The sequence below is a fragment of the Pseudaminobacter sp. Soil_N_29 genome, from assembly GCF_057656055.1.
In genome coordinates this window covers 44,996-60,371 of record NZ_JBDGLC010000004.1, presented here as the reverse complement: position 1 = coordinate 60,371, position 15,376 = coordinate 44,996, and the positions used below count along the sequence as shown (strand labels likewise).

Annotated in this window: 15 protein-coding genes and 3 tRNA genes; 5 read left to right on the top strand and 13 right to left on the bottom strand. The window is 63.1% G+C overall.

Going from position 1 to position 15,376, the window contains the following annotated elements; all coding sequences use genetic code 11:
* Positions 1–169 precede the first annotated feature (169 nt).
* The 5 genes from AC3A4H_RS11040 to AC3A4H_RS11020 form a co-directional block, all read right to left on the bottom strand.
* Complete coding sequence (locus tag AC3A4H_RS11040) at positions 170–1,552, bottom strand: TolC family outer membrane protein (RefSeq protein ID WP_348779254.1); 1,383 nt, start codon at positions 1,550–1,552, stop codon at positions 170–172.
* A gap of 182 nt (positions 1,553–1,734) precedes the next feature.
* Entirely contained in the window at positions 1,735–2,409 is a 675-nt protein-coding gene (locus AC3A4H_RS11035) for a protein-L-isoaspartate O-methyltransferase family protein (protein ID WP_487766742.1), read from the bottom strand.
* A gap of 89 nt (positions 2,410–2,498) precedes the next feature.
* Positions 2,499–2,572, bottom strand: a tRNA-Cys gene (locus tag AC3A4H_RS11030).
* Positions 2,573–2,783: 211 nt separating this feature from the next.
* Complete coding sequence (locus AC3A4H_RS11025; RefSeq protein ID WP_487766741.1) at positions 2,784–3,122, bottom strand: RcnB family protein; 339 nt, start codon at positions 3,120–3,122, stop codon at positions 2,784–2,786.
* Positions 3,123–3,269: 147 nt separating this feature from the next.
* On the bottom strand, positions 3,270–3,563 hold the full coding sequence (locus AC3A4H_RS11020; RefSeq protein ID WP_487766740.1) for a hypothetical protein: 294 nt from the start codon (positions 3,561–3,563) through the stop codon (positions 3,270–3,272).
* Between the two features lie 192 nt (positions 3,564–3,755).
* Between AC3A4H_RS11020 and AC3A4H_RS11015 the strand changes: the two genes are divergently transcribed.
* A tRNA-Asn gene (locus AC3A4H_RS11015) sits at positions 3,756–3,830 on the top strand.
* 121 nt (positions 3,831–3,951) lie between these two features.
* On the opposite strand, the gene AC3A4H_RS11010 is transcribed toward AC3A4H_RS11015, so the two are convergent.
* From AC3A4H_RS11010 to AC3A4H_RS11000, 3 genes are read right to left on the bottom strand one after another with little or no spacing between them, the layout of a single operon-like run.
* Positions 3,952–5,322: an amidohydrolase family protein gene (locus AC3A4H_RS11010; protein WP_487766739.1), complete on the bottom strand. Its 1,371-nt coding sequence runs from the start codon at positions 5,320–5,322 to the stop codon at positions 3,952–3,954.
* Positions 5,234–5,923 carry a trimeric intracellular cation channel family protein gene (locus AC3A4H_RS11005; RefSeq protein ID WP_348779250.1) on the bottom strand — a complete coding sequence of 230 codons (690 nt, stop codon included), beginning with the start codon at positions 5,921–5,923 and terminating at the stop codon, positions 5,234–5,236. The genes AC3A4H_RS11010 and AC3A4H_RS11005 overlap by 89 nt, the downstream gene beginning before the upstream one ends.
* Before the next feature lie 43 nt (positions 5,924–5,966).
* Positions 5,967–7,232 (bottom strand): M20 family metallopeptidase, encoded by a 1,266-nt coding sequence (locus AC3A4H_RS11000; protein ID WP_487766738.1) that lies wholly within the window; start codon positions 7,230–7,232, stop codon positions 5,967–5,969.
* 229 nt (positions 7,233–7,461) lie between these two features.
* On the opposite strand from AC3A4H_RS11000, the gene AC3A4H_RS10995 reads away from it, so the two are divergent.
* Entirely contained in the window at positions 7,462–7,653 is a 192-nt protein-coding gene (locus AC3A4H_RS10995; protein ID WP_487766737.1) for a hypothetical protein, read from the top strand.
* A 188-nt stretch (positions 7,654–7,841) separates the two neighbouring features.
* The gene (locus tag AC3A4H_RS10990) at positions 7,842–9,254 is read left to right on the top strand and encodes an MFS transporter (RefSeq protein ID WP_487766736.1); all 1,413 of its coding nucleotides are present in this window, start codon (positions 7,842–7,844) and stop codon (positions 9,252–9,254) included.
* A 15-nt stretch (positions 9,255–9,269) separates the two neighbouring features.
* Here AC3A4H_RS10990 and AC3A4H_RS10985 read toward each other — a convergent pair whose 3' ends face one another.
* Together AC3A4H_RS10985 and AC3A4H_RS10980 are read right to left on the bottom strand one after the other, a co-directional pair.
* Positions 9,270–9,983 carry an RlmE family RNA methyltransferase gene (locus AC3A4H_RS10985; RefSeq protein ID WP_487766735.1) on the bottom strand — a complete coding sequence of 238 codons (714 nt, stop codon included), beginning with the start codon at positions 9,981–9,983 and terminating at the stop codon, positions 9,270–9,272.
* Positions 9,980–11,464 (bottom strand): Ppx/GppA phosphatase family protein, encoded by a 1,485-nt coding sequence (locus AC3A4H_RS10980; protein ID WP_487766734.1) that lies wholly within the window; start codon positions 11,462–11,464, stop codon positions 9,980–9,982. Before AC3A4H_RS10980 ends, AC3A4H_RS10985 begins: the two co-directional genes overlap by 4 nt.
* A 155-nt stretch (positions 11,465–11,619) precedes the next feature.
* On the opposite strand from AC3A4H_RS10980, the gene AC3A4H_RS10975 reads away from it, so the two are divergent.
* On the top strand, positions 11,620–12,549 hold the full coding sequence (locus AC3A4H_RS10975; RefSeq protein ID WP_348779244.1) for a lysylphosphatidylglycerol synthase transmembrane domain-containing protein: 930 nt from the start codon (positions 11,620–11,622) through the stop codon (positions 12,547–12,549).
* A 180-nt stretch (positions 12,550–12,729) separates the two neighbouring features.
* Positions 12,730–12,803 (top strand) — tRNA-Gln (locus tag AC3A4H_RS10970).
* Positions 12,804–12,949: 146 nt separating this feature from the next.
* Here the strand turns inward: AC3A4H_RS10970 and AC3A4H_RS10965 are convergent.
* The 3 genes from AC3A4H_RS10965 to AC3A4H_RS10955 all read right to left on the bottom strand — a co-directional run bounded on the left by AC3A4H_RS10965 (position 12,950) and on the right by AC3A4H_RS10955 (position 15,065).
* On the bottom strand, positions 12,950–13,540 hold the full coding sequence (locus AC3A4H_RS10965; RefSeq protein WP_487766733.1) for a recombinase family protein: 591 nt from the start codon (positions 13,538–13,540) through the stop codon (positions 12,950–12,952).
* A gap of 328 nt (positions 13,541–13,868) precedes the next feature.
* Positions 13,869–14,054, bottom strand: a complete 186-nt coding sequence (locus AC3A4H_RS10960) for a hypothetical protein (protein ID WP_487766732.1) — start codon at positions 14,052–14,054, stop codon at positions 13,869–13,871.
* A 561-nt stretch (positions 14,055–14,615) separates the two neighbouring features.
* A complete protein-coding gene (locus tag AC3A4H_RS10955) occupies positions 14,616–15,065 on the bottom strand; it encodes a hypothetical protein (protein ID WP_487766731.1) in 450 nt (149 codons plus the stop codon).
* Between the last annotated feature and the right edge of the window lie 311 nt (positions 15,066–15,376).

Sequence of the window (15,376 nt, the reverse complement as noted above, 5' to 3'; positions counted from 1 at the left end):
GAATCAAAGGTTAGCGTAGCGGACGGATGGGGCCGCGAGAATCCCCAAAGTAGAGGCACCGCCGATTTCAACAGAAAGGCTGCCCGGCGCGATCAAGCTTGAAAAGCAAAAGGGAGGCGCCAAACGACGCCTCCCAGTTTCATTCAGGCCAATACTGTATCCGCGGGTCTCAGCGCCCGTCCGGCGTCCGCAGACCGATCCACTTGTCCTTGACGGCCTCGTAATGTTCTTCCGGCCGGTACTCGGCAACCTGGAGGCCAAGCCGGCGCGCATAGAGCTGACCCGTGGCTTGCAGGATGCCATAGCTGGCCGTTACGAACTGGTCCTCGGCTTGCGCAAGGTTGATTTCCGCGGTGATGAGATCGCTCTGCGTGATGAGGACGTCCAGCGTGGTGCGCTGACCGACATTGCGCTCCTCCACGATGCCCTCGAGAGCCAGCTTTGCGGCCACGACAGCCGAACGGTTCGCCTCAACCCCCTGCTTGGCGGAATTGTAGGCCGCCCACGCGGCAGCCACCTGCGAACGCACCTGGTCGCCAATGACGTCGACCTGGATGCGTGCCTGGCCGAGCGATTCCTTGGACTGACGCACCTGGGCCGAGACGCGCCCACCCTGGTAGATCGGCACCGTAATCGTGGCGCCGATGCTGCCGAAATTGAAATAGTCCTTGCTGGTGCCCGGCGTGCCCTGGTCAGTGATCCCGTCGCTGATCCGCAGGTTGCGGGACACGCTGGCCGAGCCGGTGACCTGCGGCAGCAGCGCGCCTTCTGCCGACTTCACCGAGAAGCCGGCGGCATCGACCAGATATTGCGTCGCCAGAATTGCCGGATGCTGCCCGGCGGCCATGGTATAGGCCTCGGCCAAGCTCTTGGGCAGCATCTTGGCGATCGGCGCAACAGGCGAAAGCTTGCCCGGCTTCTCGCCGATGACCTGCTGGTAGATCGCCTCGCTGGTTGCCACCTGTGCCCGCGCAGCGGCCAGCGTGGCGATTGCCTGCTGGCGTGCGGCCTCCGACTGCGCGACGTCGGTGCGAGTGCCCTCACCGACCTCCAGGCGCGACTTGGACGAACGCACCTGCTCGTCGAGGAACTTGAGGTTCTGCTCGCGCAGCACCGCGATCTGGCGGTTTTGAATCACGTCCGCATAGGCGCTGACGGCCTCGAACAGGATGTTCATTTCGTTGTTGCGCAGGTTTTCGTTTGCCGCGAACACCTGTGACTCCGCGGCGGCGACATTGTTCTTGGTCTGAAAGCCATCGAACAGAGTCTGATTGATCTGCACGCCGAAGCTGCCGGTCGTGAGTCGCGTTGCGAATTGTGACGTGTAATTGATGTTGCCGACGCCGGCGATGGTCGGGCGATAGCCCGACTTGGCGATTGCGACGTTCTCGTCGGTCACCCGCACCCCGGCGCGCCCGGAATTCAACGTGGCGTTGTTCTGGTAAGCCTTTGCCATCGCCCCCATAATGGTCTCGGCAAAGCTGGGCGCAGTTGAAAGCGCGCTGGCAGACAAAAATACGGCAGCCAAAATGCCGGTGCGTACAAATGACACGACTAATCCCTCATTCGTTTCGACGGGAGACGTGTCGCACCGAGGGGAACGTTACGTTCCACACCCACGGTTCGTCTTGACGCCCCCCTGCTGAAACCTCACTCGAACGGAACGAGTACTCAGCAACGATGCTATGATTCTAAAGCCACCACGAAGGCGGGTCAGTCGCAAGACGTTACCGCTTAAAATTCGAATTCGCGAGCGCGTTCGAATCCCGGCAGTGGCCGAATTGCCGCATTAAATGCCCCGCGGCTGCTAACAACACCAGTAGTCTTAAAAAACAGACGGGCAATTCCGGCATTGCCCTGCCCCTCGACAGCCACCAGGCGGCCGCCTTCCTTGAGCTGATCGAGCAGTGCCTGGGGCACTTCATCCACCGAACCCTCAAGGAAAATAACGTCATAAGGGGCTTCGGCCCTATAGCCTTCCGTCAGCGGACCCTGCACGACTGCGACGTTGTCGTAGCCGAAATTGGAGAGCGTGGCAGCAGCGGTTTCGGCAAGTGCGGGGTCGCTTTCGAGCGCCACGACGGAGCTGGCCAGACGCGACAGCACGGCCGAGGAGTAGCCCGTGCCGCACCCGACATCGAGCACAAAGTCGGTCGGCCGGACAACCGCAAGTTGCAGCAGCTTGGCGAAGGGAGAAGGCTGCATCAGATAGCGCGCGGGCTTTCCAGCCTCGGCGGGCGCGATCTCGATATGGTCGTCGATATAGGCCAGGCTGCGCCACTTGGCGCCCACAAACACTTCGCGCGGCACGGTCAACATGGCTTCCAGCACGCCGGCATCGGTAACGTCGGTCGTGCGGATCTGGCCGTCGACCATCTTCACGCGCTGTTCGGAAAAATCAATGTCCATGCCCAAAACAACCCGTCTCGGCGCCAGCTATGCGCATTTCATTCCGGGTAGAACATTCGGGCGCAAGTTGCCGCCCTTTCCTGGCAGTATGGAGGCCTCGCCCGGAATCGAACCGGGGTGCAAGGATTTGCAGTCCTCTGCGTAACCACTCCGCCACGAGGCCTCGCCGCTGCCGGCGTTCTACGGGGGTTCAATAGGTTGCCAGATTTTTTGCGTCAAGCGGTCTGACGCGGTTCCCGCAAAACTTTCCTCGCCACCCTGGCGTGGCCACCACTGAACCAGGCCGCCCCAGCGAGCTTGAAACGGGTTTCGGGCAAAAAGCCGGCAACGGAAAAGGGCGGCTCTCGGCCGCCCTCACTCCACTCGGTCGAGAATCAGCGCGCGGCGATGATGCCGGCGATGATGCCAGAGGCCATGTTTATGAGGAGATAGCTGTTATCCACCCGCACCCACTCCTGGCCACGCCCGGGGCGCTTCAAGCCATGGCGATGATAACCGCGCACCACATGCTTGCGCTGCCAGGCGGGCACGCGCTTGCCCTTGCTCCAGTGATGATGCTTCGGAGCCGGCTTGTAATGATGATGCTTGTAATGCGGCGGCTTGCGATCGTGTCGGTATTCGACCTGGCTGCCATAGCCGCTGGGGTGAGCTTGCGCGGCGACTGGCGCGGCAAGCATGGAAACGGCGGCGAGAGCGAGAACGATGCGCTTCATTGGGAGGCTTCCTTTCGTGTTCGACACAAGGACCCTAGGCGGCACCCGATGAACGCAAACTGAACGGCGACATTACATTTCTGTAACGAATTCCGAGGCTTGCGCGCCTCCCCGCAAGGTCCGAATCAAATCCGAATCGCCGAGCGTTCACGAATCGCCGTTTCGCGCGCCGCCATTGCGGCGCTGGCGCCAGCGTCCCCACCGGACAATGCCGCGCCGGCGATAGCGGCGCACCAGCGCAAACTCATAGGAGAGCACAAGCAGCCCGAGTGGAATCATCCAGAAGCCGAGAATCGGCAAAAAGCCGAAGCAGCCGAGAATCGTCAGCCCGAATCCGATCGCCACCCGCTTCTTTCGCGACCGCGGCATGGCGAAATCGCGCCCCATGACCGAAATGACGCGACGCGGCGAGTCGTCCTGCTCTGTATTCTGGTTCGTCATAGGCGAAATGTAGTCCCTTTCCTGACCCGAAAACCCCACCCAGGCGGCCATCCGGCCCGGGCAGAGCGCCTCCATATGTGGATTTCCGGCCTTTTTTGAAGCGCCGGCTGAATATTCCACGAAAAAACGAGAATGGCACTTTGCAAAGTCGAAAAGGGTTTGCTATAGGCAGCCTCGTTCTTGAGCCGCTGTTCCCCGGTAGCTCAGTGGTAGAGCAACCGGCTGTTAACCGGTTGGTCGCTGGTTCGAATCCGGCCCGGGGAGCCACTTCTTTTAGACGCGCAAGAACATTTTCCAAACACCGAAATTTCACAGGCGCGTCGCAGATATCGCGCTCGCCTATACTTTCGGATTACTGCCAAAGGCGCGGTGGAGCGCCGACACGTTCTCACTGGAAGAGATCGAAGGATCCGTGCCGGTAGACTCGCCCGCCCTTCATCACGAAGTCCACTTTCGCCGTTGCAGCAATATCCTTGAACGGATTTCCCGGCATGGCGACGATGTCGGCCTGTTTGCCAGGCGCGAGCACGCCGATGTCATCGCGCTGCAGCAGTTCGGCCGCGACGCTTGTGGCTGCCTTCAGGGCGCGCGCAGTGGTGAGGCCGGCCGCCGTCATCGCCTGAAACTCGAGTATTCCTTCGCTGAAGGGAAACATGCCGCAATCTGTTCCGTACGCGATTCGCGCATTGTTTCGTGCCATGCGCTTCTGCGCGTCCTCGATGGCTGCAACGTCACGGCGGAACTTCCAAACCGCATGTTCGGGAAGCTTTCCCGCCAGCAGCAGCGCCTTGTCCTCCCGGGTCATTTGCATGGTGGGCACCAGGAACGCTCCCGCCTTCTGCGCCATCGCAACGCCTTCGTCGTCAATGAGGTAGCAATGCTCCAGGCTGCGGGCACCGGCACGCAGGGCCTGCTTGCATCCTTCCGCGGCTCCGGTGTGCACTGCGAGCGGCATGCCCAGCTGTTGCGCGGTCTGCCCGACAGCCTGCATCTCGTCTTCGAACCAGGTCACTCTGGCCGGATCATCGCCGGCGCTCATGTAGCCGCCGGTGTTCATGGTCTTGATCCAATCGCCGCCAAATGCGTGCTCCATTCGTACCAGTTCGCGAATTTTCGCCGGGGAGTCCGCGACCCTGGACAAACCCATATGGCAGCGGCACGGGAACATGCCCTGGATGTCGGCGTGGCCGGCGGTTGCGCTGATCATGTGCGCCGCCACGACCAGGCGGGGGCCTCGGGCCGTGCCGGCTGCGATGGCGTCGCGCAAATTGACGGTCGGCCATTCCGGGTCCAGCGTGCCCATGTCCCGGAGGGTGGTGAAGCCGTAGCGCATATATTGCTGGGCGTAGTGCAGTCCAGCGAGCGCCTTCGCAGGAGAACACTGGAGCGTCTGCCGGGCCAGGTTGAGCCCGTCGACGCAGAGATGGACGTGCGTGTCGATGAAACCGGGAGATACGGTGCGGTCGCTCAGATCGATAACTTTCGCACCGCCCGGCCGGCCCACGGAGGCGGAGACTTCGGCTATTGCGTCATCTTCGATCAGAACCTCCGAAGGGCCGAGCACCGCGTCGTTCAGGCCGTCGAACAGGCTTCCACATATGATGACAGTCTCTGTCATTCCCGCCTCCTCGGCAGTTGCTGCATCGATGCATCCTCGCGCATCCTGCGGCTCAGGACCGCTCGGCCCCCTCTCCGCTTCCGTCCTCGGGCTTCGAACCGGGCTGGTCCGGGGTTTTCGCGGTCGGAAGGCGCCAGCCATACCTGATTGCCATCACGCGCAGCGAAAAGCACAGCACGAGCGCCACGGCCGTTACCGGAACTTCCGGCAAGCGTAGCGCGTGGCCGACGACCACGACTGCAGCGGCGGCCAGCGCCGCCATTGCGTAAAGTTCCGCGCGCAGCACGATCGGGATCTCGGCCAGCAGCACGTCCCGGACCATTCCGCCGCCTATGCCGGTGACCATGCCAAGCACCACCGCCATGACCGGGTTGAGGCCATAGGTGAGCGCCTTGGATGCCCCCGTGACGGCAAACAGCGACAGGCCCGCCGCATCGAACAGAAGGACCGAGTGCGACAATCGCTCGATCCCGGACGAGAAGTAGAAGGTGACCACCCCGGCAAAGAGCGACACGCCGAGATAGCGCCAGTCGTTGACCGAGGCGGGGGGGACTGCACCGATGAGCAGGTCGCGGGCGATGCCGCCTGCGGTTGCCGCCGCAAACGACAGCACCAGAACGCCGAAAAAATCCAGCTTGCGCCTGACACCTGCCAGGGCACCGCTCAGCGCAAAGACGAAGGTTCCCGACAGATCAAGCACATACGGGAGCGTCTCGATGATATGGCTTCCGGTGTCGGACACAGAGCATACGTGCCTTGCATGCGAGCCTCGCCGAACGCAGTGCTTACGCTTTCAGCCATGCGCGGGTCGCCACGACCAGCGTCTCGACCCCGATTCGCAAGGTGGGATCAAGAACGGGCGCGAATTTGGGGCTGTGGTTCACCGGCAGCTCGTTGATCCGGTTTTCCTTTTTCGCCTTCGCGTAGATTTCCGGGTCTGTGCCGCCGACAAACCAGAAGACCGAGGGAACCTTCCATTCGGATCCGAACGATCCGAAATCCTCGCTGGCTGGCGCGGGCCCGGTTTCATGGACGTGGTGCGATCCGAAATAGCCCCGGAATGCATCCCCCACACGTTTGGTGGCTTCTGCATTGTTGACGTTGAGGGGATAGCTGTCGAGCGGCGTGATCTCGGGCGGACGGGGCGCGCCGGAGGCGGCCGCTTCGGCGTTGACGATCCGTTCGATCGCGGCCAGCACGCGGGTGCGGACGCCTGCATCGAACGTCCGGACATTGAGCTTGATGATGGCCTCGTCGGGAATGACGTTCTCCTTGGTGCCTGCCTGCAAGACCCCGACCGTGACAACTGCGGCTTCAGCGGCGGCAATCTCGCGCGACACCACGGTCTGAAGACGCATGACCGTGGATGCGGCCATCACCACGGGATCAATGCTTGCCTGCGGCATCGAGCCATGCGCGCCGCGCCCGAACAGGCGGATCTGCAGGCTGTCCGCTGCCGAGGTGATGGGCCCTACGCGACCCGCAACGGTGCCTGCCGGCCCCACCATGACATGCTGGCCGAGGATCACGTCGGGCTTTGGAAAGCGGGTGAACAGGCCGTCCTGGATCATGGCCCGTGCACCCTCGCCCGTTTCTTCTGCCGGCTGGAACACTGCCATCAATGTGCCGCGCCAGGATGATCGCGCCTCGGCGAGCAGCTTGGTCGCCCCGGCAAGCCAGGTCACGTGCATGTCATGGCCGCACATGTGCGAGACGGGGACCGTCTGGCCCTCGCGGTCGGTGGCCGTTGCCTTGCTGGCATAGTCGAGACCGGTCGCTTCCTGGATCGGCAGCGCATCCATATCGGCCCGCAGCATGACGGTCGGCCCATCGCCGTTGCGAAGCAGGCCGACCACGCCGGTGTTGCCGACGCCCGTCGTGACCTCATAGCCGGCCGCTCGAAGACGCTCGGCCGCCAGGCCGGCGGTGCGCGTCTCCTGCATCGAAAGTTCCGGATGCGAATGGATGTCCTTGTAAAGGCTGGTCAGGTCGGGAAGCAGCGCGTCAAGATTTCGCAATGCCGGGTCGGGAGAACTCGGTTGAGGCCCCATGATCGTTCTCCATTGCTGCTGCCAGGGTAACTAGCTCGCGCAACCGGTTTCAGAATGAGCGTAACGCGAATTTGAAATCACCCGTGCCCGATCGAGCACCGGCATCGTCCAGCGCGGGAGGGGCGGCAAACGGCGATAAACAGCCCGATCGCTAAAATCCGAGGCTTTGTGTTGAGCCTTTTTCAAGCGAGCCGAGCCTATTTTTCCCTGGGGGCGGATGGAGGCTCTAATGAGATCGGATTTCGCCGCCGCCCGGCGTCACCTGGAAATTGCGCAGCAAAAACTTCAAGGCGGCGACCCCGCCAGCCGAAAGCTGCAGGAAGCAATCGAACTGCTGGTGGAACTTGCGCTGACAGCGGAGCACATGCCGCGCAGGGGCGAGGTTCTGGTGTTTCCGCGTAAAATGCCCAACGCGCTATAAAAGCCTGGCCGCCTGAGCGAGAGCACCGTCGGGAGCCTGACCCGCGGGTTTCTCGAGGGCGACAAGAACTGGCCCAACGCTGGCTCGATTGCCTGCGCCACAAGCCGGCGACATACTTGCTGTGTCATGACCAATCGGCGCCACCAACGCCACAGCAGGCCGCCTGGGCCGGAATGCCGGACAGTTCCGTGAATCGTACGCTTCCGTTGATACTCGCCGTCGCTCTTTTCATGGAAAACATGGACTCGACGGTAATCTCGACCTCGCTGCCGGCGATTGCCGCCGACATAGGCACCAGCCCGATCGCGCTGAAGCTGGCGCTGACCGCATATCTGGTGGCGCTGGCCGTGTTCATCCCGGTAAGCGGCTGGATGGCGGACCGCTTCGGCGCCAAGAACGTGTTCCGGGCGGCAATCGCGGTCTTCGTCGTCGGCTCGGTGGCCTGCGCCGTCTCGGGATCACTGGCCGAATTCGTGATCTCCCGCTTCCTGCAAGGCATGGGCGGGGCGATGATGACGCCCGTGGGAAGGCTGGTGCTGGTGCGCGCCACGCCGAAGAGCGAGCTGGTGGCCGCAATGTCCTGGCTGACCATTCCGGCGCTGGTGGGGCCCTTGGTCGGCCCGCCGGTGGGCGGTTTCATCACCACTTACTTCACCTGGCACTGGATCTTCCTGATCAACGTGCCGATCGGGGTCGTGGGCATGTGGCTGGCGACACGGTTCCTGCCGAAGACGCCGGGCAACGGCGTGCCGCCTCTGGACGTGGCCGGCTTCGTGCTTAGCGGCGTGGCGGCCTCCGGCGTGGTCTTCGGACTTTCGGTTGTGAGCCTTCCGGCACTGCCGCCCAGTGTGGGGGTCGTCACCCTCGGCGTCGGGCTGCTTTCGGGCGTGCTATATCTCGTTCATGCACGCCGGGCGGCTCATCCGGTTCTTGCGCTGAGCCTTTTTCGAAACCAGGTGTTCCGCGCCTCCGTTCTGGGCGGCAGCCTTTTCCGCATCGGCATCGGCGCCGTGCCTTTCCTGCTGCCTCTCATGCTGCAGATCGGCTTCGGACTGACGCCGTTTCAGTCGGGCATGATCACCTTCGTCTCGGCCCTCGGCGCCATAGGCATGAAATTGGTGACCGCCTGGCTGTTCAGGAAAGCGGGATTCCGCTGGGTGCTGATCCTCGGCTCACTCGTTTCCGGCGCGACCATAGCCGTCTATGGCTTCTTCACGCCGCAGACGCCCTACCCGCTGATGCTGGCGATATTGCTGGTCGGCGGCTTCATCCGCTCGATGTTCTTCACCGGCGTGAATGCGCTGGCCTATGCCGAAATCTCCGACGCCGACACCAGCAAGGCTACCCCGATAACCGCCGTGTTCCAGCAGATCAGCATTGCGCTTGGCGTGGCGGTGGGCGGTGGCCTGCTGGAGGTCAGCACGCAACTGCATGGCGGCACGCTGACCCTCGCCGACTTTCACACCGCGTTCTTTCTGGTCGCCGCCATCTCGGCAACGGCTTCGTTCTTCTTCATGGCGCTTGCAGCCGACGCGGGTAGCGCGGTTTCGGGCCATGGCGGGCGAAAAGCCCGCGCGATCGAGGCCGCGCCGAGGGGCTGAAGCCGACGCGCAGCCTCAGTCCGCTGTTGTCTCCGAACTGGCGCGGCCCTTGAAATCCTTCGCCAGCAGGTAGAGCTCCGCCGATTCCTCGCGCGAGGCCGGCGGCTTGACGTGATGCACGCTGCGGAAATTCTGCTTCAACCGGGTGAGCAGATCCGCCTCGGTTCCACCCTGAAAAGTCTTGGCCAGGAAGTGACCGCCCGGCCTCAGCACCGAAATGGCGAAATCGGCCGCCACCTCGCACAGATGCATGGTGCGAATATGGTCCGTGCGGCGGTGGCCCGTGGTGGGCGCCGCCATGTCAGACAGCACCAGGTCCGGTTCGCCGCCCAGAGCCTCGATCAGCCTGGCGGGCGCCTCGTCGTCGAGGAAGTCCATCTGAAGCACCGGCGCGCCGGGCACGGCATCCATGCCCAGATAATCGATGCCGATGACATGCGGGTTTTCCGGCGTCGACTTCGTGCGTGCCGCCGCCACCTGGCACCAACCGCCGGGGGCCGCGCCAAGATCGATCACCCGCAGGCCCGGCTTGAGCAGATGATAGCGATCGTCGATCTCGATCAGCTTGTATGCCGCGCGCGAGCGATAGCCGTCCGCCTTGGACCGGTGCACATAGGGGTCGTTCATGTGGCGCTCGAGCCAACGGCGCGACGATTCCTTCAGCCCGCTCTTCTTCTTAATGCGCGTTTTCAGCACGCGCGTGGCGGCTTTTTCCGGTTTCTTGGTCATGGACGTGATCCGTTCCGCCAGTTGCGGCGCCAAACGCCGTCTTCGGCCATCAATTCGCTCAATATACCTTCACGCAAGCCGCGATCGGCCACCCGCAGCCGATCCGAAGGCCACACGCGCCGAATCGCCTCGAGGATGGCGCAGCCCGCCAGCACGAGATCGGCGCGGTCGGCCCCGATGCAGGCATTGGCCACGCGCGCCTGGAAATCCCAGCCCAGCAGCTTCTCGATCATGCGGTCTACGCTGGCATTGTCCATCCACAGGCCGTCGACCCGGCGCCGGTCGTAGCGCTCCAGCCCCAGATGCACGCCGGCGAGAGTGGTGACAGTGCCCGAAGTGCCCAACAGGTGGAAGCGTGACCTGTCCATCAGATGATCGATGCGGTCGCGCCCTTCGAAGCCCGTCAGCCGCTCGGCCACATCGGCAACCATGGCCGCAAAGCTTTCCGGCGTGACATGGCGACCGCCGAATCGCTCAGCCAGCGAGACAACGCCCACCGGCAGCGAGGTCCACGACACGATGTGGTTGGCGAGTCGCGCCGAACGGCGCCCGGAAATGTCGATCAAAGCGATCTCGGACGAGCCGCCGCCGATGTCGAACAGGACGACGCCTTCGGTGCCGCGCTCCACGAGCGAGCCGCAGCCGGAGACGGCGAGGCGCGCCTCGGTCTGGCGGTCGATGATCTCCAGCTTCAGTCCCGCCTCGGCTTCGACGCGCGCAAGGAATTCGGCGCCGTTCTCGGCCGAGCGGCACGCCTCGGTTGCGATCAGCCTTGCGCGCCGGATGGAGCGGCTGCCAAGCTTGTCGCCGCAAACCTTCAACGCCTCGATGGCGCGGTCCATGGCCGCCTGCGAAAGACGCCCGGTGGTGGAAAGCCCCTCGCCCAGGCGCACGATCCGCGAAAAGGCATCGACCACCCTGAACTGGCCTGGCCGACCCGGAACCGCAACCAGCAGGCGGCAGTTGTTGGTGCCCAGGTCCAGCGCCGCAAAGACCGGGAGGTCTCCCGTCTCTACTCGTCGTTCCTTGCGCCGGTCGACGATGGCGACGGAAATGTTGCTGCGAGCTGCTTCCGCAACCCCGCGGCGGCCGGCCTGCGCCTGGGGAGCAGCAGCCTTGCCGGCAGGCGCGACCTTGCCAGCGGGCGCAGGCGCGCCATCGCGCGCGAAAACCTTGCGGCCGCGCTTGCGTTTGCGACGCTTCTTGCCCTTGGGGGCCTGCGGTGCCTCGGCCCTCGCCTGCCTGTCGGCGGATCGAGAGCCCGGCGCCCGTTTTTTCGGGCTGGCCGTCGGGTTTCCCGGTCCGCCGCGCGGCGACCGGCTCCCGCTGGACACGCCCGCTTCCGACGCCCGCGCGCCGGTTTCGGGGTCTTCCACCTGCAATGTCCTTCTTGCGTCGCGCGAACCGAGAGGACGCTGCAGACGCTTCGATTTTTCAGTTGGGCGCAGGATAGCAGCGCCGGGCTGCTTCACCAAGGGCATCGATGAAAAATAGACCCGCACAGCGCTCGACTTGAAGGTTGAACAGCCGGCTTCGATCGGGCATTTCTGGAACAACACCGCCGCTGGGGGTTCGGTTTCCGGCCTCCCGCCCACCGACGCCGCCAAAGGAGCCCCGCAGGCATGGCCGCACCTAGATGACCTGGAAGCGTTACATCTGGCCCGTGATCGGGCTTTGCGCGGTCGCCTTCTCGGTCTGGCTGCTCTACAACGAACTGCGCGGCATCTCGCTTGAGGATGTGGGCGACGGGCTGGCGGCGATTCCCCTGCGCGCCTGGATCCTGGCCATGGCAAGTTCAATTGTCGCCTATGCGGCGCTGGCCGGCTACGACCACATCGCCCTCAGCCATCTGGGAAAGAAGATTTCCTTCGGCTTCATCACGGCCTGCTCCTTCACCACCTATGCGCTGTCGCACAATATCGGCGGCTCGGTGTTGTCGGGCGCGGTGATCCGCTACCGCGCGTACGCCACCAAGGGCCTGACTGGCCAGGAGGTGGGCATCCTGGTGGCGCTATGTTCCTTTACCTTCGTGCTCGGCGCCCTGCTGCTCGGCGCTATTCTTCTGATATTCGAGCCGGAAGTGCTCGACCGTTTCGTCGACGTGCTGCCGATCTCGACCTCGCGCACGACGGGCGCGATGATTCTGGCGTTGGTGGGCCTTTATGTTTTCGGCAGCTGGCTCGGGCTGAAGCCGCTGCGGCTTGGCGGCCTGCAGATCCACTACCCGCGCCTGCCCATCGTGGCGCGCCAGCTGATCATCGGGCCGATCGAGCTGATGGCCGCCGCGGCCATCATCTATTTCGCCCTGCCCGCGGCCGGGAATCCCGGCTACTTCGTCGTGCTGGGCGTTTTCGTGATTTCGTTCTCGGTAGCCCTGCTGTCTCACGCTCCGGGCGGGCTTGGCGTGCTGGAGGTCGTGTTCCTGGCCGGGCTGTCCGACATGGACCCGGTGGCGGTCCTTGCCGCGCTGCTGGTGTTTCGCCTGCTCTATCTCATCATTCCGCTGATTCTGGCGCTGGTGATGGTCCTGGTGTTCGAGAAGACGCAATTCTCCCGCCGCACCTGAGCGCCGCATGGCGAAAAATTCGCAGCGCCGGCGCCCATCGCGGTTTTTGGGCGTGATGAAACGTGAATTGAAGTGCTTTGCGCACTTGACTATTTTCCCGCCATGGCTAAAACCCACCCCGCATCAGGCAGCAACAACTGCTTCGACACAGCCGCGGCGGTCGGTTCTTTGCCGCAATGCTGGGGAATAGGTTAACGGTAGACCAGCGGACTCTGACTCCGTTAGTCCTGGTTCGAATCCAGGTTCCCCAGCCAACCTTCTTTCGCCGATATTTTCGTAGCTTTTTCAAATGCTTACGAGCCAGGCTCACACATTGCGTACCTCTGTGCGCACCTCTCTGCGTACCTCACCGTTGCCTGTGGAAAACCAATAGACGCCCCGCCTTACGGGGACACGCCACTCACGCCGCTGCCTTCTCGATACGCTGGACGACCGACACGCCGATGCCCAGCGTCTTCGCCACCTTCACCACACCCATGCCGGTGGCGCGAAGCTGACGGACCTTGCTCTCCACTTCGCTGCCATGCGACGGCCTGCCCAGCTTTTTGCCCTGAGCCTTTGCCCGCGCCAGTCCAGCGTTGACGCGCTCCACGATCATGGCCCGCTCGAACTCGGCAAAAACGGCCATCATTCCGAACATCGCCTTTCCGCTCGGCGTGGTGGTGTCGAGGGCTTGTTGGTGGAGATAGAGGTCGGCACCACGACCATGGAGTTCGCCTAGGAACGCGGTTAGCTCCTGCATGGAGCGGCCAAGACGGTCCACCGACCACGCCACCACCATGTCCACCTCTCGCCGCGTCACGGCCTTGAGCATCGCGTCATAGGCCGGTCGCTTATCGCGCCCCTTCGTTCCCGAGATGCCCTTGTCCTCGAAGACCTGGACCACCTCCCAGCCTGCCCGCTGGGCCACGGCCTCAAGTTCTCGGCGCTGGTTGTCGGTGGTCTGCTCGGTGGTGGAGACGCGGAGATAGATGGCGACGCGCTTGCTCATGGGGCCCTCTCAGTTCAAATGACCCTATACCGAATACAATTGGTTCCCGTATGTGGTCAAGCCGCTTCTGACCCCCTTGAAAGGGCTGGGGCGAGGCAGCCGGTTTTGCCAGGGGTTTTCGGTATGGCGCGTCTCGGGGCGAAAAAAGGCCCGCACCAGCAAGCCAGAGCGGGCGAGAAGTGCAGAAAGGACAAGCGCAGTCTGGTGCCTTCTATTGTCAGGTCAGGAGAACCGAGACTTGCACATGGACCAGCGGCATCGCGCGGCTCGCGGCCAGCTGTCAGGGGTCTTTGAGAGGCCAGCGGGAGGGTCGCGCGCTGCCTCCTGCTCAATTGTAGCCCGAGCGCTCATTGAGCCAACTGGACAAGGCTTTAGCCTCCCATTCGGGGAGCCGGTAAAGCAGTACGATGAAGCCCTTGAGATCGACCTCGGCAGGCCCACCAGTGGAGGTGTCGATCACGTTCCACAAGCCGTCTTCAGAGACGGAAATATGGTAGCGGGAGATGCTGTCCATAGGAGTGAACTCTACACCATTAATGCCGGCTCAGGGAAGGCCGTGGAGGGGCTTCGTGCCTGTCCGGGGATGAGCGTCACCGTGGGAGCCTTCCGAACCCAAAACCTTGTCAGCACGTCCCCCGAGTCTCTCAGGCGCCCACCCGACATTTCCCCAGCAGGATTTTTCCGGGGCGATTGAACTAGGGGTGGGCATGTCTCCCGACAACGTGGCCGCGAAAGAAACGCCAAACATTCGGGGGCGGAGGGGGGAAGCCAGCCGCCCCATTGTGAGAGGGACCGGCTCGAATTTTTGCGGCAAAACATCCCGCCCCCGGTAGGCCCGTTTTCCGCACCCGTAGCAACTTGAGCGGTTTCATACCCGCCCCTAAGCGAAACCTTCGGCCTGCATCAAGCGCGGCTCCACGAGCTCTGCGGCAGCGGAAAGAATGCAGGCCCGACCACGAAGAGAGTTCGCGAGCTTCCGGGAAAAAACAGGGCCACGGTGCGGCTCACCGTGACCCTCTGGATACCCTTCTAGCAAGGGGGCTTCCGGCTTAGGCCGGGAGCTTGCCGATGTTAATCAGGCTGCTTCGCTTTCGCAACTGATCTGCGTGGCGGCATCCCCTCGGAAGTCAGGGAGCGACCGGTAGCGTCTGCGCAGAAGACCACGGCTGTCATCCTCCACGATGTCATGCTCGGCCCATGCGCCGAGGGGGCGAGGTTTGAAGACCGGGAAAGCTCCCCGACAAACCATGACCATCGTGTCCGGAGAATGGCCATGGTCGATAAGTCTGCGGCAGAGCGGAGCGATGGGGTCTTTCCGGGAATGGCTGTAGCTGACACCTTCGCAACAAGCGGTGAAGCTGCGGCCGTTGTCGTTCGACGTGATGGTGATGACCAGCATGGCGATTGTTCCTTGCAGTTGTCGCGTGCCGATGGCCTCGGACCAGATGGACCGGGGTGAAGACGGCTGGAGATGGATGGTGAAGATCAGGAAGGGGGAGATCTCTGATGGGGAGACCATCGTCATCACCTTCCTGAACAGCCTCTGAGTAGGCTTGGTAGAAGGCTGAAGACCAAGCCATGTAGAAGGGGATGAAAAAAGGTGATGGTAGAAGGGTATGTCCTAGGACATGTCCTTGGCCCGCATAGGGGAGCCTAAAGCGGCCTCATAAGATATAGCTTTAACCGGGCCGGGGATTGGGCCCCCTCCTATTGTGAGGGGTAATCCATCCCTCGTGTGGGCGGTAATTGACCATCATTCTTGCCGCACCCGCAGCGACCATGGCGCCGCGCGGACCTCAGTCGGGTACAGAACTCCCTCTACCCAGCAAACGGCGC